This window comes from Variovorax sp. 05N34 (genome assembly GCF_056397405.1).
On record NZ_JBFTNI010000002.1, the window covers coordinates 79787 to 98899 of the forward strand.

Consider the following 19113-nt stretch of genomic DNA (forward strand, 5'->3'; position numbering starts at 1 on the left):
CTCATGCAGGCAAACCAGGAACAGGAACGCACTCAGGACTGCGATGTTCTCGTCATCGGCGGAGGACCAGGGGGTTCGACCATCGCCGCACTTCTCGCGCGCGAAGGACGGCGCGTGGTGCTGCTGGAGAAGGAGCATCACCCGCGTTTCCACATCGGCGAATCGCTGTTGCCGGGCAACGTCGACCTGTTCGACAAGCTGGGCGTGCGCGCCGAGGTAGAGAAGATCGGCATGCCCAAGTTCGGCATTGAATTCGTGTCGCCGGACCTCGACTACTGCAGCTACGTCGATTTTTCCGAAGGCTGGGACCCGTCCAAGGATTCGGCATGGCAGGTCCGCCGTTCGGAGCTCGACGAGTTGCTCTTCCGCAATGCCGCCAAGGAAGGCGCGCTGACGATGGAAGGCGCCAGGGTGCGCGAAGTGGATTTCGACGACAGCGGCGCGACCGTACAGGCAGTGCTCGACGACGGCGGAAAGCGCACCTGGCGCGCACGCTTCGTCGTCGATGCCAGCGGCCGCGACACGGTGCTGGCCAACAAGTTCAAGTCCAAGAAAAAGAATCCCAAGCACAACAGCACGGCGCTCTTCGGGCACTTTCGCAATGCACGGCGGCTCGAGGGCAAGCGCGAAGGCAACATCAGCATCTGCTGGTTCGATCACGGCTGGTTCTGGTTCATTCCACTGGCCGATGGCACCACGAGTGTCGGCGCAGTGTGCTGGGCCTACTACCTGAAGGCGCGCAACAAGCCGCTGAAGGACTACTTCTTCGACACCATCGCCATGTGCCCTGAACTGCACGACCGCCTGAAGGACGCGACGCTCGTGGACGACCAGGTTCACGCGACGGGCAACTTCTCGTACTCGAGCACGCATGCCGCCGGCGACCGCTACCTGATGGTGGGGGACGCCTTCACCTTCATCGACCCGATGTTCTCGTCGGGTGTTTTCCTGGCGATGCAAAGCGCCTTCGACGGCGCCCAACTGGTGCAGACAGCGCTCGACAGGCCGGCGAATCTACCGAGGGCGCGCGAGGAGATGGAGAAACGGATGCGCGTCGGCCCGAGCGATTACTCGTGGTTCATCTATCGCGCCACGAACCCGACCATTCGCGACATGTTCATGCACCCGCGAAACATGTTCAACGTCAAGCAGGGGCTCATGTCGCTGCTCGCCGCGGACATTCATCAGGGGCGTGGCTACCGTCGTTCGTTGTGGATGTTCAGGGCGGTCTATTACTTCGTCTCTCTGATCAACTGGCGCCGGACGTACGAAGGATGGAAGCGGCACCACTTCAATGTCCGCGACCTGGGGCTCCTGCGCGAGGAGACCATCCAGAAGGCGGACTGAACGGCGGATCAGGACTGCCCCGAGATCCTGGCCCACACTGCGCGCAGCCGCCTGGCCCGGTCTTCGAAGAGGAACGAGCCGGCGAGCGTGATCAGTCCCGAGATGACGCCCGTCACGATCGCCTCGGCAAAGGGAATGTCGTAGTGATTGGCGTGCGAGTAGGCATCGCCCAGCATCGTGAGGCAGCCGACCACCACCGCATTGCCGTACCGGTTCGAATAAAGCCTGGCCGCCGGCGTGAACGTCAACAGCAAGGCGAGTATTCCAGTGGCCAAGCCGGTCTGYAGCGCGGTCGCCCAATGCGCGAGGCTCATCAGGTTGCCCCAACTGCCCGGCATGCAGGTCATGCAGGCGCTGGTCGGCTGCCAGAAGCGCTGGACGAACAACCTGAGGCGCAGCTTCCAGTTGACGGACATCATTCGTCTCCGGTCGCTTGGGTCACTACTTCTTCTCCCGCGCCTTGCGCTCGAACTTGCGCCAATACTGGAATTCGTCTTCATGGACTTCGATGTCCAGTTCGGAGATCCTCGCCTGCAGGCGCTCCTGAACGTCGGCCACGGCCCGGTTGTAGATGACCGGGCCGACTTCTTCAAGAAAGAAGCCCAGGAGAGCACCGGCGGCGATGTTGCCGATGGGTTCTTCCATGTTTTCGCGGAAGTACCTCTCGATGGAGACGATGGCTTCCTTGCGGGCTTCCTTGTCCAGCTCGATGGTCATGATGGTTTTTCCTACTGCAGATGCGCAAGATCGCGCACGTCCGAACGCATCGCCGCCGCGTCGGCGCCATGCAGCGGAAGGCTGACCAGCAATTCGAGGCGTCGGCGCAGGGCGTGCAGCATCTGGATGGCCGCGTGCGCGGCTTCTTCGGCGTTGTCCAGCGCCGCAATGTCCGGAAATGCCCACAAGGCGGCGGCCGGCTGCCCCGGCCAGCGCGGCTGATAGGCGAGCGTCGCCTCATCGAGCGTGATCACGAAATCGGCCCGGTGCGAGCTCGCCCGCGCCAGTTCGTCCCAACCGCGAGGGTGAACCGGCGGGACCGGCATCCCCGCGCTGGCGAGGGCCCCGAGCGCGGCCGGATGCAGCTCTCTGCTCACCTGGCCCGGCTGGCCGCAGGACAGCGCCGTGAAGCGATCACCACCCAGCTGCATGAGGCACGCTTGCGCCAGGATGCTCCGCAACGAATTGCGGCGCGACACGAATATCACCTCAAAGCGCTTTGCGATCATTGAAACCCTGTGCGACCACGACAGCACGTAGCGTAGAGCCGACGATGCACTCAGCGCAAGGGCGCTGCATGCCGCCCCTTGCATTGGCGTGTCACTCGCCACAAAGCCCTCCTCCACTTCGAGATGTCGCACGGGATCGGCCTTCGCGACACCATTTCGTAATCAGCCTCCGGTCTGCGTCACTATTTCTGCCCCGACGCTCTTGGGTTGGCATGACGGCCGATAACGAGAGGCAGCGGCTGCTTTGGCGCGCCAAGTTCTCGGTGGCCGCCCCATCTCCGCTTACAGGGACCAGGTTGCTTGCAGGGAGGGCCGCTTCGAGTGCTCGGCGTACCAACTCGCGACGACAGGATGGCGATCGCGCCAGCCAACGTCACCGAAGCGAAGGTCCAGGTACCACAGGGCGCAGGCCACCGTCAGGGTACCGATGTCCACGCGTTGCGGCGCGATGAGCGTGGGGTTGGCCGACAGGTGGGCCAATGAGGTCTCGGCCTTGTCAAGCTGGGCGGCGCGCCATTCGCGCCAGCGTAGAGGCTCAGGTCGGGCTACGTCCTCATAGCGGGCGATCAATGCGCCGTCAAGGATGCCATCGCCTAGGGCCTGCAGCGTGAGCGCGTTCCAACGCGCATCGCCACTGCGCGGAAACAGCGCGCCGTTGCCAAGCGTGTCAAGGTATTCGCAGATCACTCGGCTGTCATAGAGCACGGCACCGTCGTCGGTGATGAAGGTCGGCACCTTTCCCAGCGGGTTCTTCGCGATGATGTCTTGATCGCGCGCGACCGGATTGGCGTTCGACGGAAGCAATTGCACGCGGTCGGCAAGGCCCAGTTCATGTGCCACGACCAGGCACTTGCGCACGTAGGGGGAGAAGGGGGAGAAGTAGAGTTGCATGAATTTCACCTATTCATAGTTTGTTGGCTTATGCATGCGCCAGTTGGCGCCCGGCGATCCAGCCGAAAGTCAGAGCCGGGCCGAGCGTGATGCCGGGTGCCGGGTATTCGCCGCCCATCACCGAGTGCATGTCGTTGCCCGCCATGTACAGGCCCGGGATCGGCCGGCCGGCCGCATCGAGCGCCTGGGCGTGTTCGTTGCAGGCGATGCCCATCGCGGTGCCGATGTCGCCAGCCACCACCTTGACCGCGTAGAACGGCCCTTGGCGCAGCGGCCCTAGGCAGGGATTCGGCTTGTGCTCGCCATCGCCGAGGTAGCGGTTGTACTCGGTGCTGCCCTTGCCGAAGTCGTCGTCCCGGCCCTTTTCGGCAAGCGCGTTGAAGCGCGCGGCCGTTGCCTCGAGCGCCGCACCGTCGAGGCCCAACGATTCGCCCAGTGCACGCAGCGTCTGCCCCTTATGCAGGTAGCCAGCCTTCACCAGGTGTTCGCGCGGGCGGCCACCCGGCAGGGCCAAGCCCATTCCCCACTTCTCCATGAAGTCGTGATCGCACACCAGGTACGCGGGCACCGTCGGCACGGTCTCGTGCGAGCGGTACATGGCTCGTACGAACTCGTGATACGACGTCGATTCGTTCACGAAGCGCTGCGCGGCGCCGTTCACCGCCATCAGGCCTGGCTTGGCGCGGTCCCACACTAGGTGCGGGTAGCGGGTCACACTGCCGTCCGCCCGCTGCAGCACGGACACGGGCGCCCAGAAAGCCGGGTTGGTGTGGCCGTGACCGAGCACGGCGCCGGCATCCCGGGCCACAGCGATGCCTTCGCCGCGGTTGTCCTGGGGCGACATTGACCAGGGGCCGCTCGGCTTCGGGTAGTGCGTCCCGCGCAGCGCTTCGCCCCACGGGAACCCGCCGGTCGCGACGACGACGCCATGTCGTGCCCTGATCCGCGTGGGTCGGCCCTCGCGCACCACCGTGACGCCGTTGACAGCGCCGTCGGTGAGTTCGAGCTTCTGCAGCGGAGTGCTGAGCCAATAGTCGATCTTGCGGTCGAGCACGCTCTTGAAGAGCCGCGCCGCCAAGGCGTTGCCCAGCACGAGACGGGTGCCGCGGTGGTAGCCGCGCAGCCGGTCGGAACCAAAACGCAGCACAAGCTTCATGCCCTCGCGCCAAGAGGTGAACGACCGCGTGACCGCCAGCAGGTGATTGGCGTCCGTCATGTTGATCATCATGCCGCCGAGCACCATGAACTCGGGCAGCGGGTCGCGGAGTTCCTTGAACTTCGAGCCGAGTTCGCGGCCGTCGAACATCGCGGGGTCCAGCGAGCGGCCACCCATGGCGGCGCCATCGCGGTCGGGGTAGTAATCGGGCGAGAAACTGCGCGCGACCAGGCGCACGGCCGTGTGCTTCTCGAAGTAGTCCACCATACCGGCGCACTCGCGCACGAAGGCCTGCTGCAGCGCGGCCGGGGCGGCGTCGCCCACCGTGTTGCGCATGTACGTCCACACCTTCTCGAAGGTGTCGGGGTGACCAACTTTGGCCGATTGGGCGTTGAGCGGCGCCCAGACCGCTCCACCTGATACAGCGGTTGAGCCACCGACCTTGTCGGTCTTTTCAACCAGCAAAACGCTGCAGCCCTCGATCTTCGCGGTGAGCGCGGCGGCCATGCCCCCGGCACCTGCGCCGATCACGACCACGTCGTACTCGGCGTCCCAGGCAGAACTCGTCATGAACCCGAGCCTCCCAGCGATTTGCCACCGTCAACAAAGAGCACCTGCCCGGTGATGAAGCCCGTCTGCGGCGACACGAGGAAGGAAACTGCCTGGGCAATGTCCTGCGGCCGACCAGCCTTGCCGGTGGGCTGCAGCGCCAACTGCGCCGCCAAGCGTTCGGGTGTCAGCGCGCGCAAGATCGGCGTGTCGATGAGACCTGGTGCAATGGCGTTGACGAGGATGCCCCGGTACGCAAGTTCCATCGCGCTGGCGCGCGTGTAGCCCACCACCGCCGCCTTGGAAGCGACATAGTGTGGGTGGTTCTTCGCGCCAAGGTAGGCGCGCGAGGCGATGTTCACGATTCGGCCGCCGTCCGGCATCGTCTTGGCTACCTCCTGCGTGAGCGTTGCTACGGCGATCAGATTGACCTCGTAGGCGCGCCGAAAGTCGGCATTGGTGACATCCATGAACTTGCGTTCGTCGAAGATGCCTGCGTTGTTGACCAGCGCGCTCACAGGCGGAAGCGACTGCACCAGACCGCGCACGGCGACTTCGTCGGTGAGGTCGAGCACGCGGCACTGCACGTCAAGGCCCAGGGCTTTCAGGCGTTCGGTCTCACGCGTGGCCAGCGCTTCGTCGCGGTCCACCATCACCACCGCGTAGCCGTCGCGCGCGAGGCGTTCTACGGTGGCCAGGCCCATGCCGCCGGCACCGCCGGTGACGAGCGCGATCGGTTTGCTGTTGTCGGTCATTTTTCCGAAGCTCCAATCAGGCCGAGAGGAAGCCGCCATCGACCGGCAGCACGACACCATTCACATAGCTCGCCATGGGCGAGCAGAGAAAGACCACGGGCCCGACGATCTCCTCGACCTCGCCGCCACGCGCCATCGGTGCGCGCTTCATGTACCAATCGGTGCCGCCGGCCACGGCCAGTTGAGGGGCGATCATTTCGGTCAAGATCAGGCCGGGCGCGATGGCATTGGTACGCACCCCGAAGGCCGCGAGGTCGCGGGCCAGCACCTGGGTGAGCGAGCGCACGGCCCCCTTTGATGCCACATAGCCTGCCGACGAGATGCCGCTCACGAAGGCCACGATCGACGACAGGTTGACGATGCAGCCGCGGGTCTTCTTCAACGCCGGCACGAAAGCGTGCGTGACATTGAACAGGCCCTGCAGGTTGACCTCGATCAGGCGGTCCCAGACCTCGGTCGCCTGCGGATCGTCGATGCGGGCGCGGCCCGAGATGCCGGCGTTGTTGATGAGGATGTCGATCGGTCCCAGTCGGCCTTCGAGCTCAGCCGCGCAGGCCTGCACCGCGGCGCGATCGCACACGTCCAGCGCAACGCTCCAGGCCTCGCCGCCTGCGGCGGTGATCTTCGCCACAGTGGCTTCGGCGCGCTCCGCATCCACATCGGCCACGACCACGCGTGCGCCTTCTCTCGAGAAACCCAGCGAGATGGCGGAACCCAGCCCGCCGCCTGCGCCGGTCACCAGCGCGAGCTTGTCCTTCAACAGATCCATTCGAATACTCCTGACTAGGAAATGGGGCGCCTTCTAGACGCCGAGGTAGGCCCGGCGAACGGCCGGGTCGTTCATGAGTCGGGCCGATGCGCCCTGCAGCGTGAGTTCGCCGTTTTCCAGGATGTAGGCGTGGCTGGCCACCGTGAGCGCCAGACGTACGTCCTGCTCCACCAGCAGGATCGTCAGACCCTGTTCGCGGTTCAGGCGCTGGATCGCCTCGAAAATCTGCTCGACCAGCAAGGGCGAGAGCCCCATCGACGGCTCATCGAACATGATCAGCCGCGGGCGCGACATCAGCGCGCGGCCGATGGCCAGCATCTGCTGCTCGCCCCCGGACAGTGTGGCGGCACGCTGCTCTGAGCGCTCCTTCAGACGCGGGAACATGATGTAGACCTTGTCCAGGTCTTCGGCCATCGCGGCGCGGTCACGCCGCAGGAAGGCACCAAGTTCCAGGTTCTCCCGCACGCTCATCTCCTTGAAGACCTCACGGCCTTCAGGCACCTGTACCAGGCCGCGGCGAACGATCTCGTCGGAGGGCAGGCGGTGGATGGTCTCGCCCGCGAAACGCACCTCACCGGCCGTGGGGTTGATGAGGTGCGAGATCGCGTTCAGCGTGCTGCTCTTGCCCGCGCCGTTGCTGCCCAGCAGCGCAACGATGGCGCCCTCCGGCACGGACAGGCTTACATCCGACAGCGCCTGGATCGCGCCGTACGACGCGCTGATGCCGCGCACTTCGAGCAAGGGGCTTTTCGTCTGTTCAGGCATGCGCGGCTCCCTTGCCCAGATAGGCTTCAATCACCATGGGGTTCTCACTGATCTCCTTCGGGGTTCCCTCGGCGATCTTCTGGCCGAAGGACATGACGGTGATGCGGTCGGAGATCGACATCACCAGCTGCATCACGTGCTCGACCAGCAACACCGTGATGCCGTCCTTCTCAGCCAACTCGGTCAGCAGACGATCGAGGTTTTCGATGTCTCGGTTGCGAAGGCCCGCGGCTGGCTCGTCGAGCAGCAGCAGGCGCGGCTTGAGGGCCAGGGCGCGGGCGATCTCGAGCAACTTCTGGTGGCCGAAGTCGAGCTCCTTGGCACGAGTTTCTCGTTCGTGGGTCAGGCCTACGCGCTCGATGAGGCTGTCGGCCAGATCGCGGATCTCGCCGCTCGGGCGGCGCATCAGGCGACCCAGCGTGTTGGCGCTGTGCGAATGGCAGCCCAGGAGTACGTTCTCGTACACGCTGAGGTCGCCGAAGAGCTCCAGGTTCTGGAAGGTGCGCGCGATGCCCATGCCGGCCATGCGTGTGGGCGCATGGTGCGTCACGTCCTCACCGTCGACCACAATGCGGCCGGCGGTCGGCTGGTAGTAGCGTGAGATGCAGTTGAAGGTGGTGGACTTGCCGGCGCCGTTGGGTCCGATGAGCGCGTGGATGGAACCACGCGCGACCTCGAACGAGAGGCTGTTGACGGCCACCAGTCCGCCGAAGCGCACTGTGATGCCGGAGACCTCCAGGAAGGGACGTGCATCGTTCATGCCTGCATCTCCTTGTGCAGCACTTCGCGCGCCACTCGGCGGTTGCGGTCGGCGAACAGTCCCTTCGGCTTGAACATCATGAAGCCCATGAGGATCACGCCGTAGATGATTTCCTGCACCGACATGAGCTGGCGCAGCAACTCCGAAATGAGGCCGAAGGCGATGGCGCCTGCCACAGCGCCTCGCACCGAGCCTATGCCGCCCACCACGACCATCGTGAGCACGAGAATGGTGGTCTGGAAGCCGAGGCTTTCGGGGTGGATGAAGGACGTGAACAGCGTGTACATGCCGCCCGCGATGCCGGCGAACGCCGCCGAGATCGCGAAGGCACTTTGCTTCGTGGCCTTGACATTGATGCCCATGGCCATGGCCGCCACGTCGCTCTCGCGCACGGCCCGCATGGACGAGCCGTACTGCGAACGCGCCAGGGCCACCGTGAGCCACAGCATCAGGCCGGTCAGCACGATCACGAAGGGGTATGCCTGCAAGTCGTTGGTGAGCTTGTAGCCAAAGAGTTCGGCCGGGTCCATCTTCATGCCGTTGGAGCCGCCGGTGACCTTTTCCCAGCTCAGGAAGCCCCATTGCATCGCCTCGCCGAAGGCGAAGGTGGCCAGGGCCAGGTAGATGTCGCGCATGCGTAGTGCGAGGTAGCCGATGAGGTAGCCCAGCACCGCCGACAGGAAGCCCCCCGCAATGATCGAGATGAAGAAGGGCGGGTGCCAGGCCGTGTTAATGATGCCGGCCGTGTAGATGCCGATGCCGAAGAAGGCAGCGTGTGCGAGGGCGAACTGCCCTGACTCACCGATCACCACGTGCATGCCCAAGGCCAGCACGACGAAGACCATCAGCAGGTTGACCACGTACAGCACGTAGCCCGACACCGTGAACGGCAGGATCAGCAAAAGGACGGCAGCGGCCACCAGGGCCCAGTGGTCGCGGGTCATGGTTTTCATACTTTCTTGACTTGAGGCTTGCCGCCCAGGATGCCCTGCGGCCGCAGAATCAGCGTGACGAGGATCGCGAGGAAGGGCGCGACCACGATGGCGTTGGTCGAGATGAACAGGCCCACGAGGTTCTCCACGATGCCGATGATCAGCCCCCCCAGCACGGCGCCGGGCAGGCTCGTGAAGCCGCCGACGATCGCAGCGGCGTAGGCCAAGATCGCGATGTGCGCTATGTCGGGCGTGATGAGGATCTTGGGCGTGATGAGCAGGGCAGCGAGCGCGGAGATCACGCCGGCCATGGCCCACACCATCATCCGGATGCGCGACAGGCGGATGCCAACGATCTGCGCCGCACGCGGGTTCATGCCCACGGCGCGCATTGCCTTGCCGATGCGCGTGTGGCTGAACATCAGGTAGATGAGGACCATCGCGACGAGCGACGCGGCGAAGATCGCCACGTCCAGCCGCGTGAGGAAGGCGTCGCCGATGATCACGGGGTCGTTGGACACGAGCGACGGCAGCGAGCGCGGCGTGTCGCCCAGGCCCGTCTGGCGCACCAGCCCCTTGAGCGTATAGGCCAGACCCAAGGTCGCGATCACGAGCTGCGGCCCGACGCCCTTGGAGTGCGTCACGCGCTCCATCACCACGCGCTGAAAGAGTGCCGCGCCTACGGCCACGGCGACCACGGTGACTGGAATCACCAGGGCGTACGACCAGCCGGCGATCAGCAGCAGGGACAACGCCACATAGCCGGCGATCATGAAGATCTCGCCCTGCGCGAAATTCGGCACGTCGGTGGTTTTGAAGATGGCCACGATGGCGATGGCCAGAAGCGCATAGACGCTGCCGGTCACCAGCCCCGAAAGAAGGCCCTGCTGCAGAAACAGCCAGATGTCACTAGTGTTCATAGCGTTGCCGGGAGCGCTCGCTCTCGCGGGCCGTCCTCTCGTCCTCGTTGGTTACTTGGGCTGGTACGTCCAGAGGCTGCGGTAGGCGCCGGGCACTGCGGCCATGTCGGTGCCATCGAACTTCAAGTAGATGGCCGACTTCTGGCCGGCGTGGTCTGTGGGGGTCAGCTCGATCGGGCCTGCCATCACGGTCGAGTCAAACTTGGTCTGCGACAGGGCGGTGAGGAACTTTTCACGCGTGAGCTGTGGGCCTGCAGCCTTCAGTGCGTTGACCACGGTCATCGCTGAAGGGATGCCGTAGGGCATGTAGGTCTGGGGGTAGCCAGGCTTGGCGGCCAGTTCGGGGTAGTAGCTCTTGTACATGTCGTACACCCACTTGAGCTTGGGGCCCCCCGCCACGTCGGCCATGACTTCCTGCAGGTACACATTCTTGAATGCATCCTTGCTGCCCACGTTCTCGACCAGTTGCTTCAAGTCGGCCGTGCCGTTGACGGCGATGACGATCGGCTTGTTCCAGCCCAACTCCTGAGCCTTCTTGACCAGCAAACTCACAGGACGGGCGTAGGTCGTGATCAAAAGCACGTCGGGGTTGGCCGCGCGGATCTTGAGCATTGGTGCGGTGACGTCGGTCAGATTCGGTGCCACCGATTGCACTTGCAGGTCCACGCCGAGCTTCTTAGCCTGAAACTCGGCCGCTTCGAGGTTCCAGCCGCCGTAGGCATCGTCGTGGTTGATGTAGCCGATCTTCTTAGCCTTGAGGTGTTCGGCCGCGAACTGCACCATCGAGCCGCCGACTGCGCGCTGCGAGATGGAGAACGCCCCGTAGATGTACTTGGACGGCGGGTAGAGCGCGCCGTCGCCCGAGGCGTTGAGCATCACCAGCGGAATTTGCGAGCGCTCGACGTATTCACGCGCGCCGACCACGGCGGCCGAGCACGAGCCTCCGTTGAGGGCGAACACCTTGTCCTGCTCGGTGAGCTTCTTCACCGCAGCAAGAAGATCGTTGGCGTTGCAGCGGTCGTCTTCGACCACCAACTCGATCTTGCGTCCGTGGATGCCGCCTTCCTTGTTGATCTTGTCGTAGTACATCTTCGCCGCGTTCATCACGTCGAAGCCGTAGGCCATCGAGTTGCCCGACAGCGGGCCAAACAAGCCGAGCTTGATAGTTTTGTCGGTCAGACCGGGATCGCTCTGCGCGTGCGCGCATAGAGTAGACAGAGCGGCCGTAACGGCCACGAGAAAGGACTTGACGGGTTTCAAGGGAGTCTCCTTTTGAATTGCGGGTGGGTACGGGGGGAACGGTTCAGGACACTGGCTGGGCAGCCGCGTCGCTCTTCTCGAAGCCGGGACGAGGGATAAGGCTGAGCCAGGCTTGTGTCAGGCCGCCGTCGACGAGGATTTCCTGGCCGCTGATATAGCTGGCACGATCGCTGGCCAGGAACAGGATGGCACCCACGATGTCCGACGGCGTGCTGATGCGGCCCGCTGGCACGATCTGTTCGCGGCGGCGGCGCACAGCTGGGTCTTGGTAGATGCCTTCGCTCATCGGCGTGCGGATCATGGCGGGGCTGACGACGTTGCTGCGCACGCCGTGCTCGCCCAACTCCACAGCCAGCAGTTGCGACAGCATCTTCACGCCTGCCTTGCTCACGCTGTAGGCGCCGCTGTAAGGCTGGGGAATGGTGGCGGAGATCGAGGCGATGTGAACCATCGAGCCGCCGCCAGCGGCGATCATCTGACGGCCGAAGGCCTGCGCGCACACCAGGTAGCCCGTGAGGTTGACCGAGAGCAGCAGGTTCCACTTGTCGACCGCAATGTCCATCAGCGCGTCGGCGTACAGAGAAGCCGCGTTGTTGACCAGCAGCGCGGCTGCCCCCCAAGCTCGCTCGACCTGCGTTGCAGCGGCCTGCACATTTTCTGCACGGGTCACATCGCAGGTGATCGTCAGGACCCGGCCTGTGTATTCGACCAAGCCAGCGGCCAACTCCGCTAGTCGATGCGCATCCCGGTCAAGCAACGCCACGCGGGCGCCTGCGCCCAGGAGTTGCAACGCCAGTTCCGAGCCGATGCCGCCGCCGGCGCCCGTGACAACGCAGACCTGATTTGTCAAACCCAGCCAGCTACCACCTGCCTCTTGATGCGCCTTTGCCATTGCACACTCTGCCTTTCTTGAAATGGACCGCTATCTCGTGAGCAGCGAGTATGTATACATGAATGGCAAAAAGACTTGGTGAATACCCTGATACTGGTCATTTTAGGTCCGCTATGTATACTTGCTACACGGCACAGGAGACACGAACATGAGAACGTTGGCGCAAGACGTGACTGAAACTCTTCGCAACTGGATCCTTCAGGGACAGATGCACGCAGGAGAGCGCCTGGAAGAAATTCCATTGGCGGAGAAGTTGGGTGTGTCGCGAACGCCGGTACGGAGTGCACTAAGCACGTTGACCGGCGAAGGTTTGATCGACCACCAACCTAAGCGCGGCTATCAGGTTCGGGGCTTCGACATGGAGGAGATCGCGGCCGCGTACGACGTTCGAGCCGTACTGGAGGGTCTAGCCTGCCGCAACGCAGCCAGTCACGGCTTGAACGATGAGCAATCGAAGCGATTACTCAGCGCTCTGGCGGACGGCGATCGCATCTTGGCGTGCGGCGAACTTCGTCCGGAAGACCATGAGCCCTATCAACAAATGAATGTGACCATCCACGATACGTTAGTTGAGGCGGCCGGCAATCCTTGGGTCACCCGCTTCGCAGAGCAAGCGCAAAACATTCCGTTCGCCTCGGATCGGATCATTCTCTGGGATGACCATGCGATCATCCTGCGTTCTCATGTTGATCACCATCGCATCGTTGAGGCGATCATGGCTCGTGATTCGGTTCGTGCCGAGCAGTTGATGCGCGAGCATGTTTACTACGCCGGGCTGATCCTGCGGCGCAACTATGAGAAATTGCTGAGCCAAGGCGCCGATGCACCCGGAGCGAAGCCACCCAGGCGCAGTGAAGCTTGAAAATCATCCGCGGCGATCACGAGCAAAGACTTTCCGGTATCAACAGCCTAAAGGCAGGTAGGAGTTGCAGATTGAGCGATTCCAAGTTTCGAACTTCGCGGCACGCAGTTCGGTTCACCCGGGTCCGGCCGCGGGCTCGCCGACATTTGATGACAAGGTCGGAACAACCGCGATCAGTCTCAAAGTTGCCTCTCAGCGCCTCGCCTTCAACGACCGCACATCGCCGAACTGTGCCACACGACGCAATGCCCAAGACAGCGCCCCGAACCTCCTACGCTGACACCGCGAGTGCGGCAACGACTGCGGAGCCCAAGGCCTCGTCGGAATCAACGTAGCGACTGCGTCGTTGCTCGTGTCGACCTCCACACATTTGGCCGACTTCACGAACGTGCCCCAGGAATTGACGGCTGCAAGTTCAAGCACCGGTTCGAAGAAGTTCGGACTGCCACGATGATCAGGCCGAATAGCCGCCGTCCACACTGACACTGGTGCCCGTCACGAAGGCCCGAAACTGGACCCTTCGCAATGGCGATGCGCACGAGGGCCTGGCCGAGACACGTCCGCGCTTGGTCCTCAATGACCCCGAGGCCATGTGTCAGGCCGCGGAGATGGCGCTGGGCGTTGCGCTGAAGGCGACTTCCGCTTCTCAAGCCGTGAATACCGGTTGAGTGCTCGTCTTGAACGACGGCTTCTGGACCGCGAGCACCAGTTCGTCGGCCGTGCCTGGGAGGCGACCTTCGGCGTGATCGCCCGGTTGGCCAAGGCCTGCTATCGGCGAGTTTGGCGAACAGGCAGTCCCGGCCAACTCCCGTCGGTCGCGCGTCTTGCCGTGATGGCCGGTCGCGAGATCCCAAGCGGACATTGACTGACGCGTCATCGCTTCCGATGACGCGTCGGCCACGCGACACACCTAATCTCATGCAGCAGCTCAGTCTGCGCGAGGAGCCCCTATGGAAGAGCGCACCGTCCGATGGCAAGTCTCGCTGAACCACCTGTCCGCCACGAAGGAATCGACCATGCTTGCCAACCTGGATCTCATCGACTGCACGGAACCGCCGAACATCACGGTGCCGCGTGGAGGAATGATCTGCCTCGACAACGTGCGCGGCATGAATCTGCGGGTCATGCGCGGACTGGTGTGGGTCACTCAAGATGGTGGCGGCGAAGACGTCAGTCTGAGCGCCGGCGAGTCGTTCTGCATCACTCGCAGCGGCCGGACGCTGGTGAACGCATGCCAATACACTCCGTTGACGCTGGTGATGCTTGAGCCGTCGGTCGCCATCGAGCCGAAGCTGATTGAGCGCCTGCGCCGGCTCTTCGCACCCATGAATGCAAACCACCGCGGCCGCCATCAAGGCCAACGCGGTGAAGTCGGGCAGCGCGAGCACCGGCCACAACCCGTTCGACTGTAGCTCTGGGAGATCGCCATGAAGTCAATCAGCGCAACTCGCGCGGGATGTTTGTCTGCATTGCGTTCGCCGCGTCCGACCCGGGGCCAACGCCGTTCGGGGACTGAAACGAGGCGTGCGGCGCGGAGCGAGACATGAACTGGTTGGGGGCAGCCCTGTTGCTGGCCGGCGTCGTGATTGTCGGTCCGGCCCGAGCCGATGGCGAGTGCCGCCCGCTCAAGCAGGTCGTCAAGGAAAGCTCGGAAGCCGGCTACGCCCGCTTTCTCTATGCGAACGAGATTGCCAACGAGGACAGATCCTCCAACGGGATCGCGACGCGCAGCGCAGGCGCGTCGCGTGTCCGGAAGGAGCTCGAGCGGATGGTTGAGGTCTCGCTCGACGCCGGGACGTTCGCCGAACAGGCGGTTGCCAACGGCGTCATCGATTCCGGCGGTGAGGAGCAATTCGTCGCCCAGGCTCGGCAACGGCTGTATGCGAGTCTGAAGCGCAACTACGCGGATGCGGCCTGGCTCGTGCTGATGGTCAACCCATCGACGAAAAAGGGCATCGTGCTGGTGCGGAAATATGAGTTTCCGCGTCAAGGGCTCGCTGGCGTCATGAATGGCGCCGACCAGGTCTGCATACGAGGCCGGCTCGATCAAGTGACTCGCTGGTCGGCCGAGCAGCCCGCGACGACGCTGATGCTGCTCGGCGGCCGCGAGCAGCCCGACTGCGGATTCGCTGCCGGTGTAGGCGTGAGCTGCTCAGGCCTCGGCAGCCAACTCGAGTTGGCTGCGTTGGACGGCGAATCGGTGTTCGCGACGGCAAGAAGCAGATCGGTGCTGTGGGTCTACACGCTCAATCCGCGGACCGGAAAAGGCCGGGCGCTACATGTGAACCCCAACGACGGCACAGCACTCCTGGACACCTGGCTATTCAATATCGACGCGCCACCGCCTTGATGCGCCGCCGGACGAATCGGTGCATCGCCTGCTTCAATGCACCTGGGTGTCCGCTCGAATTGGTGGCGTCGAGCGATGCAGGAGACTCAGCAGCTCGGCCTGCTTTGACGTTCCGGTCTTGGAGAAGATGCGCTGCAGGTGGGTGCGAATGGTCGGCTCGCTGATGCCAAGCATCTCTGCCGACTCGATCCCGCCCAGCCCTTGCGAAAGCGCCAGCAACACGCGCAGCTCGCCGCCGGTCAGCCCGTGCAGCCTGGCAAAGGCCTCGCCCGGCATGAGTGATACCTGGACGGGGTCCTGCATGAACACGGCGACCGAGGCGGCGAAGGGTGCAAGGATGCCGCCGCGCTGACCGTTCTCGATCGGCAGCAAGGTCGCAACGTAGCCGCCTCCGACACCATCCGGAATTGCCACGGAGTGTTCGCTCCAGGGTGGCCCGGCGTCGTCGCGCGTCGCTGCGTCGATGTTCCTCGCGAGTGCCGCCCGGGCTGCGGGGTCGACGGCAAAAAGCCGGTTGTGGACGAGGCGAATCGAATGGCCGGCCCTGACGTGACGTTCGGCTGCAGCATTCATGTAGACGACGTGACCATCACGGGCTGTGAGGAAGACACCGGTGGCAAGTCCGTCCAGTGTCTTCTCGAGCATCTCCGACCTCAGGGCTCGGATGTCGAGCACATCGGAGATCGCGAGCGCCCGGCACACATGCGGAGATAGAAGCTTGAACAGCCGCACGTCATGCTGCTGGTAGTGCGGCCCCTTCTCGCTACGCGAGGCATGCAGGGAGGCCATGCGGCCGCCGGTTCGCAGCGCCGGAAACCAGATCATGTCCACCAGTCCGAACGGCTCCAGCACGTCGCGATAGAACCGGCTTTCAAGCAATTGTTGGGACTCGGTCGAGAGGGCGCTGACATCGCCGACATTCGAGACGATGTCTGCGACCGCCATCGGGCTTTCAGAGAACTGGCTGCCCAGCTTCTCCAGGAATTCAGGCTGGTATCCGAACACGAACAACTGGTCGTTCTGCACCTGCTTTAGATCATGAACGCAGATTCCGCCCGCCGTGCTTGCGCAGAGGTCCGCGATGCTTCGGCAGGTGGCCGGCCAGCGCTCAGGGTCAAGCGCGCAGTCGTAGATCGCGCCGATCAGGTCGGAAAGTTGTTGAGCGGGGATGCCCTCCAGGCCGATCACTTCGAATTCCTGTCCATGAGAAGGCCGCTTTATCGTGTGAAAGAGCCTGGACGGTATCAGCACAAGGCAATGTCCGCCAGAGATGGCAAGCCCTTTCATCATCTCTTCAGATGACGCCGCGTCGAGGGCAAACGCCTAGTCTCGCGCACCGGATTGTCCCGAAGGAAGGTGTCACCGATGTTCGACCGCACTGTCCGATGGCTGTACGCAGGCGCAAAGACAGCGTCCGTGCGCTTTTACGTGACGCTGATCGCCTGCATTCTTCTGGCGTTCATCTGGAACAGTCCCGCCGGGCATGTCCAGGCGGCAATGAAGCCTGCGCCGGCGAGAGGGACCGCCGCATCCACTCCCGCAGACCCCTCGAGATTCCATTCCCTGCGCAACGAAGCGGCGAGCGGAGACGAGCGCTCCAACCGCAAACTCGCCGGCGCCTTGCTGGACAGGTACGACCTGACTGGCAACTCGGATGACCTCTACGAGGCCATGGTTTGGGTCGATCGGCGGTGGGACAACTCCGGCGAGGCGGAGTTGGCTGCGCGCGTTATCGCGCAATACTGCGGGCAGCGCGTCGTTCGTTGGCACCGGATCTGTGCTTTTGGGGAATGATCGCGCCCCTGCGCCGCATCCCGCTGTCTAAGCGCTTGGCGGCGCTTCCGCCCAGGGCACTTCTGGTGTCGGTGTTGACAACGGGAATCGCAGCGTGCTCGCTGCCGAATGAGGACCCGATGACCTACGACAACGTGATGGATACGGTCCACTCGATCACTTACGAGCCGGATCAGCTGGCCGACCTGCTCGGACACCGGGTGGTGCTCGATCTCAGGCGGTTCGGTACGACCGCCGGCTACTACGTCGACGAGGCGCATGAGATCAGCTTCGGATGCCGCGACGAGGAATTTCGGACTGGACGCCATGTGACCGCCAAGGTCGTCGACTTCAACGCCTTGCCAAGCGGCTTCACGACGATCACTCTCGACAAGTGCTCAGCGGACAAGGGCTAGTCGCCGCGCATGAAGAAATCAGCGGGCCGCGGGCTGGACCAAGCTCAGCATTTTTCTGGCAACAACCGGGACTCGTCTGTCCCAGCGGCTGAAAGCCTCCTTCTCGATCGCCATCATCCCGTCGCCTTCGTGTTCGACGTAGACCTTCACAACCTGCGAGCCTTCGCGCTAGCCGGTCGATGCTTTGAACCTCAAAGCCATCGCTACTTTGAAGTGCCTATTCAAGTGAACATTTGGGCTTCATCCTGGAATGGCCGGTCCTGGGCCGGAGGCGGCTGTCTGCCCATTGTGGTCTAGCGAGTGATCAGTGCTGCCCCGTGCCTGACCGAGGCGCCCTGCTCTGCCCTGCCCGCCCTGCTCTTTTTGGTGACTTCGGGGCCATGCTCGAGGAACTCGGTGGAGCCGAATCAACAACTTGCGCGCGCCGTCGTCAAAGTTAGGCCTTAAATTTGATGGAAATCCGGCCTAACTTTGAACGAACTCATTGAGTCCTCCAAGGTTGTCGCACTTGGTTACCCAGGAAAATCAACAGGTTGTGAGCGCCCCTTTCAAAGTTGTGCGGCCCGCTTTTTCAAAGTTTTTGGCCGTTGGGATCTGACATTCAACGACGGCTTCCGGTCAGGTTCGACGTCCGCTGTAAGCCCGCAATGGGCCCATACCGGCTGTACGCCCCTGCTCCAAAGCGGTCAGTCATCGAGCTTGGTTTTGTCTTTCGCGGTGCCGAAGAGGTCGCGGTTGCTAACCCACACCGCAAAGGGGAAAAGAAGCAGCATTGCCATCCAGCTGATGGGTGACCTCGGCACAGCGCCGGACGTATAGAGCCAAATCGAACCGACCAGAACTAGCCACAAAGAGATGCTGGCGATGACGAGTGACAGCCACGATTTCTTCCGAGGGAACGGCCTCGCGCGTCTCTTGTCCGTCATGTCTCTCGCCCTTTCTTGTTGGCTACGGGGGTCCGGTTGTGGCCGCATCCTGCCGACCGCCGGGTCACTCTGGTTGTCACGGCGTGGTCACCTTGACTTGCACCTGTGCGCCGTCCGGAAGGTCGCGCAGCTGCTTGTGCATCGAACCGGTCAGACAGTAGTGTTCGCGCGCCGGGACAGGGTTAAGGTTCTCGACCTCGTACTTTCCTTCGCGGAAGATTGGCAAGGTGACGAACGTGTAGCACTCGCCTGGTCCGGGCACCTTGCCGGCGGCGTGAAGGTTCCCGACCAGGTTCGGCAGGAACCATTCGTCTGCCAGTTCCGAGCCTAGAAGGCTTTCGAAATGCGCGACTGAGTCGGCGACCCGCGTCAGCTCGGCTGTACCGGTGTTCAGCCACCAGACGCCACCCGAATCCGGCTCGATGAACACGTCGCCGAGCGACGAGAAGAGCACTGGCGTGAACGGCTCGCGAAGGAGCCAGCCCCACGACGCACCGAGTTCTTGGAGAGCCTCAGGCGGAGGAGCAAAGGTGAGCGAAGACCAAGCGACCGACATGCGAAACG

General features: G+C 63.3%; 24 protein-coding genes. 7 read left to right on the plus strand and 17 right to left on the minus strand.

Annotation, left to right across the window (positions count from 1 at the left end):
- Nucleotides 1-3: 3 nt before the first annotated feature.
- Nucleotides 4-1347, plus strand: coding sequence for an NAD(P)/FAD-dependent oxidoreductase (locus AC1DMA_RS04660; protein WP_478143413.1), 1344 nt, complete (start codon nucleotides 4-6; stop codon nucleotides 1345-1347).
- 8 nt (nucleotides 1348-1355) lie between these two features.
- On the opposite strand, the gene AC1DMA_RS04665 is transcribed toward AC1DMA_RS04660, so the two are convergent.
- The 13 genes from AC1DMA_RS04665 to AC1DMA_RS04725 form a co-directional block, all read right to left on the minus strand.
- Nucleotides 1356-1763, minus strand: a complete 408-nt coding sequence (locus AC1DMA_RS04665) for a hypothetical protein (RefSeq protein WP_478143414.1) — start codon at nucleotides 1761-1763, stop codon at nucleotides 1356-1358.
- 25 nt (nucleotides 1764-1788) lie between these two features.
- Nucleotides 1789-2064: a DUF2164 domain-containing protein gene (locus tag AC1DMA_RS04670; RefSeq protein ID WP_478127708.1), complete on the minus strand. Its 276-nt coding sequence runs from the start codon at nucleotides 2062-2064 to the stop codon at nucleotides 1789-1791.
- Nucleotides 2065-2075: 11 nt separating this feature from the next.
- The gene (locus tag AC1DMA_RS04675; RefSeq protein ID WP_478143415.1) at nucleotides 2076-2705 is read right to left on the minus strand and encodes an arsenate reductase/protein-tyrosine-phosphatase family protein; all 630 of its coding nucleotides are present in this window, start codon (nucleotides 2703-2705) and stop codon (nucleotides 2076-2078) included.
- 150 nt (nucleotides 2706-2855) lie between these two features.
- Nucleotides 2856-3464 carry a glutathione S-transferase family protein gene (locus tag AC1DMA_RS04680; RefSeq protein ID WP_478143416.1) on the minus strand — a complete coding sequence of 203 codons (609 nt, stop codon included), beginning with the start codon at nucleotides 3462-3464 and terminating at the stop codon, nucleotides 2856-2858.
- 28 nt (nucleotides 3465-3492) lie between these two features.
- The gene (locus AC1DMA_RS04685) at nucleotides 3493-5190 is read right to left on the minus strand and encodes an FAD-dependent oxidoreductase (protein WP_478127711.1); all 1698 of its coding nucleotides are present in this window, start codon (nucleotides 5188-5190) and stop codon (nucleotides 3493-3495) included.
- On the minus strand, nucleotides 5187-5924 hold the full coding sequence (locus AC1DMA_RS04690) for an SDR family NAD(P)-dependent oxidoreductase (RefSeq protein ID WP_478127712.1): 738 nt from the start codon (nucleotides 5922-5924) through the stop codon (nucleotides 5187-5189). Before AC1DMA_RS04690 ends, AC1DMA_RS04685 begins: the two co-directional genes overlap by 4 nt.
- A gap of 16 nt (nucleotides 5925-5940) precedes the next feature.
- A complete protein-coding gene (locus AC1DMA_RS04695; RefSeq protein ID WP_478143417.1) occupies nucleotides 5941-6693 on the minus strand; it encodes an SDR family NAD(P)-dependent oxidoreductase in 753 nt (250 codons plus the stop codon).
- Between the two features lie 33 nt (nucleotides 6694-6726).
- A complete protein-coding gene (locus AC1DMA_RS04700; protein WP_478127714.1) occupies nucleotides 6727-7458 on the minus strand; it encodes an ABC transporter ATP-binding protein in 732 nt (243 codons plus the stop codon).
- Complete coding sequence (locus tag AC1DMA_RS04705) at nucleotides 7451-8218, minus strand: ABC transporter ATP-binding protein (protein WP_478143418.1); 768 nt, start codon at nucleotides 8216-8218, stop codon at nucleotides 7451-7453. Before AC1DMA_RS04705 ends, AC1DMA_RS04700 begins: the two co-directional genes overlap by 8 nt.
- The gene (locus AC1DMA_RS04710) at nucleotides 8215-9162 is read right to left on the minus strand and encodes a branched-chain amino acid ABC transporter permease (RefSeq protein ID WP_478143419.1); all 948 of its coding nucleotides are present in this window, start codon (nucleotides 9160-9162) and stop codon (nucleotides 8215-8217) included. Before AC1DMA_RS04710 ends, AC1DMA_RS04705 begins: the two co-directional genes overlap by 4 nt.
- A 5-nt stretch (nucleotides 9163-9167) precedes the next feature.
- Entirely contained in the window at nucleotides 9168-10070 is a 903-nt protein-coding gene (locus tag AC1DMA_RS04715; protein WP_478143420.1) for a branched-chain amino acid ABC transporter permease, read from the minus strand.
- A gap of 51 nt (nucleotides 10071-10121) precedes the next feature.
- Nucleotides 10122-11330 carry an ABC transporter substrate-binding protein gene (locus AC1DMA_RS04720; RefSeq protein ID WP_478127718.1) on the minus strand — a complete coding sequence of 403 codons (1209 nt, stop codon included), beginning with the start codon at nucleotides 11328-11330 and terminating at the stop codon, nucleotides 10122-10124.
- A gap of 43 nt (nucleotides 11331-11373) precedes the next feature.
- The gene (locus AC1DMA_RS04725) at nucleotides 11374-12222 is read right to left on the minus strand and encodes an SDR family NAD(P)-dependent oxidoreductase (protein WP_478143421.1); all 849 of its coding nucleotides are present in this window, start codon (nucleotides 12220-12222) and stop codon (nucleotides 11374-11376) included.
- 148 nt (nucleotides 12223-12370) lie between these two features.
- On the opposite strand from AC1DMA_RS04725, the gene AC1DMA_RS04730 reads away from it, so the two are divergent.
- From AC1DMA_RS04730 to AC1DMA_RS04745, 4 genes are all read left to right on the plus strand, one after another.
- Entirely contained in the window at nucleotides 12371-13084 is a 714-nt protein-coding gene (locus AC1DMA_RS04730; RefSeq protein ID WP_478127720.1) for a GntR family transcriptional regulator, read from the plus strand.
- Between the two features lie 664 nt (nucleotides 13085-13748).
- Nucleotides 13749-13949, plus strand: a complete 201-nt coding sequence (locus AC1DMA_RS04735) for a hypothetical protein (RefSeq protein WP_478127721.1) — start codon at nucleotides 13749-13751, stop codon at nucleotides 13947-13949.
- A gap of 85 nt (nucleotides 13950-14034) precedes the next feature.
- A complete protein-coding gene (locus AC1DMA_RS04740; RefSeq protein WP_478143422.1) occupies nucleotides 14035-14496 on the plus strand; it encodes a DUF2917 domain-containing protein in 462 nt (153 codons plus the stop codon).
- A gap of 131 nt (nucleotides 14497-14627) precedes the next feature.
- Nucleotides 14628-15434 carry a hypothetical protein gene (locus tag AC1DMA_RS04745; RefSeq protein WP_478143423.1) on the plus strand — a complete coding sequence of 269 codons (807 nt, stop codon included), beginning with the start codon at nucleotides 14628-14630 and terminating at the stop codon, nucleotides 15432-15434.
- A gap of 33 nt (nucleotides 15435-15467) precedes the next feature.
- Here AC1DMA_RS04745 and AC1DMA_RS04750 read toward each other — a convergent pair whose 3' ends face one another.
- The gene (locus tag AC1DMA_RS04750) at nucleotides 15468-16622 is read right to left on the minus strand and encodes a helix-turn-helix transcriptional regulator (RefSeq protein WP_478143424.1); all 1155 of its coding nucleotides are present in this window, start codon (nucleotides 16620-16622) and stop codon (nucleotides 15468-15470) included.
- A 177-nt stretch (nucleotides 16623-16799) separates the two neighbouring features.
- Between AC1DMA_RS04750 and AC1DMA_RS04755 the strand changes: the two genes are divergently transcribed.
- Complete coding sequence (locus tag AC1DMA_RS04755) at nucleotides 16800-17228, plus strand: hypothetical protein (protein WP_478143425.1); 429 nt, start codon at nucleotides 16800-16802, stop codon at nucleotides 17226-17228.
- A gap of 119 nt (nucleotides 17229-17347) precedes the next feature.
- The gene (locus AC1DMA_RS04760) at nucleotides 17348-17623 is read left to right on the plus strand and encodes a hypothetical protein (RefSeq protein ID WP_478143426.1); all 276 of its coding nucleotides are present in this window, start codon (nucleotides 17348-17350) and stop codon (nucleotides 17621-17623) included.
- Nucleotides 17624-17641: 18 nt separating this feature from the next.
- Here AC1DMA_RS04760 and AC1DMA_RS04765 read toward each other — a convergent pair whose 3' ends face one another.
- From AC1DMA_RS04765 to AC1DMA_RS04775, 3 genes are all read right to left on the minus strand, one after another.
- Nucleotides 17642-17773 (minus strand): hypothetical protein, encoded by a 132-nt coding sequence (locus AC1DMA_RS04765; protein WP_478143427.1) that lies wholly within the window; start codon nucleotides 17771-17773, stop codon nucleotides 17642-17644.
- A 536-nt stretch (nucleotides 17774-18309) separates the two neighbouring features.
- Nucleotides 18310-18549, minus strand: coding sequence for a hypothetical protein (locus tag AC1DMA_RS04770; protein WP_478143428.1), 240 nt, complete (start codon nucleotides 18547-18549; stop codon nucleotides 18310-18312).
- Between the two features lie 76 nt (nucleotides 18550-18625).
- Nucleotides 18626-19105, minus strand: coding sequence for a T6SS immunity protein Tdi1 domain-containing protein (locus AC1DMA_RS04775; RefSeq protein ID WP_478143429.1), 480 nt, complete (start codon nucleotides 19103-19105; stop codon nucleotides 18626-18628).
- Between the last annotated feature and the right edge of the window lie 8 nt (nucleotides 19106-19113).

What these genes read in the sequence shown, in the direction of transcription:
- AC1DMA_RS04715 (WP_478143420.1), bottom strand. Translation starts at nt 10,070, where the DNA reads ATGAACACTAGTGACATCTGGCTGTTTCTGCAGCAGGGCCTTCTTTCG.
- AC1DMA_RS04680 (WP_478143416.1), bottom strand. Translation starts at nt 3,464, where the DNA reads ATGCAACTCTACTTCTCCCCCTTCTCCCCCTACGTGCGCAAGTGCCTG.
- AC1DMA_RS04745 (WP_478143423.1), top strand. Translation starts at nt 14,628, where the DNA reads ATGAACTGGTTGGGGGCAGCCCTGTTGCTGGCCGGCGTCGTGATTGTC.
- AC1DMA_RS04700 (WP_478127714.1), bottom strand. Translation starts at nt 7,458, where the DNA reads ATGCCTGAACAGACGAAAAGCCCCTTGCTCGAAGTGCGCGGCATCAGC.
- AC1DMA_RS04770 (WP_478143428.1), bottom strand. Translation starts at nt 18,549, where the DNA reads ATGACGGACAAGAGACGCGCGAGGCCGTTCCCTCGGAAGAAATCGTGG.
- AC1DMA_RS04760 (WP_478143426.1), top strand. Translation starts at nt 17,348, where the DNA reads ATGACCTACGACAACGTGATGGATACGGTCCACTCGATCACTTACGAG.
- AC1DMA_RS04730 (WP_478127720.1), top strand. Translation starts at nt 12,371, where the DNA reads ATGAGAACGTTGGCGCAAGACGTGACTGAAACTCTTCGCAACTGGATC.
- AC1DMA_RS04775 (WP_478143429.1), bottom strand. Translation starts at nt 19,105, where the DNA reads ATGTCGGTCGCTTGGTCTTCGCTCACCTTTGCTCCTCCGCCTGAGGCT.
- AC1DMA_RS04740 (WP_478143422.1), top strand. Translation starts at nt 14,035, where the DNA reads ATGGAAGAGCGCACCGTCCGATGGCAAGTCTCGCTGAACCACCTGTCC.
- AC1DMA_RS04725 (WP_478143421.1), bottom strand. Translation starts at nt 12,222, where the DNA reads ATGGCAAAGGCGCATCAAGAGGCAGGTGGTAGCTGGCTGGGTTTGACA.
- AC1DMA_RS04755 (WP_478143425.1), top strand. Translation starts at nt 16,800, where the DNA reads ATGTTCGACCGCACTGTCCGATGGCTGTACGCAGGCGCAAAGACAGCG.
- AC1DMA_RS04660 (WP_478143413.1), top strand. Translation starts at nt 4, where the DNA reads ATGCAGGCAAACCAGGAACAGGAACGCACTCAGGACTGCGATGTTCTC.
- AC1DMA_RS04695 (WP_478143417.1), bottom strand. Translation starts at nt 6,693, where the DNA reads ATGGATCTGTTGAAGGACAAGCTCGCGCTGGTGACCGGCGCAGGCGGC.
- AC1DMA_RS04705 (WP_478143418.1), bottom strand. Translation starts at nt 8,218, where the DNA reads ATGAACGATGCACGTCCCTTCCTGGAGGTCTCCGGCATCACAGTGCGC.
- AC1DMA_RS04685 (WP_478127711.1), bottom strand. Translation starts at nt 5,190, where the DNA reads ATGACGAGTTCTGCCTGGGACGCCGAGTACGACGTGGTCGTGATCGGC.
- AC1DMA_RS04710 (WP_478143419.1), bottom strand. Translation starts at nt 9,162, where the DNA reads ATGACCCGCGACCACTGGGCCCTGGTGGCCGCTGCCGTCCTTTTGCTG.
- AC1DMA_RS04690 (WP_478127712.1), bottom strand. Translation starts at nt 5,924, where the DNA reads ATGACCGACAACAGCAAACCGATCGCGCTCGTCACCGGCGGTGCCGGC.
- AC1DMA_RS04670 (WP_478127708.1), bottom strand. Translation starts at nt 2,064, where the DNA reads ATGACCATCGAGCTGGACAAGGAAGCCCGCAAGGAAGCCATCGTCTCC.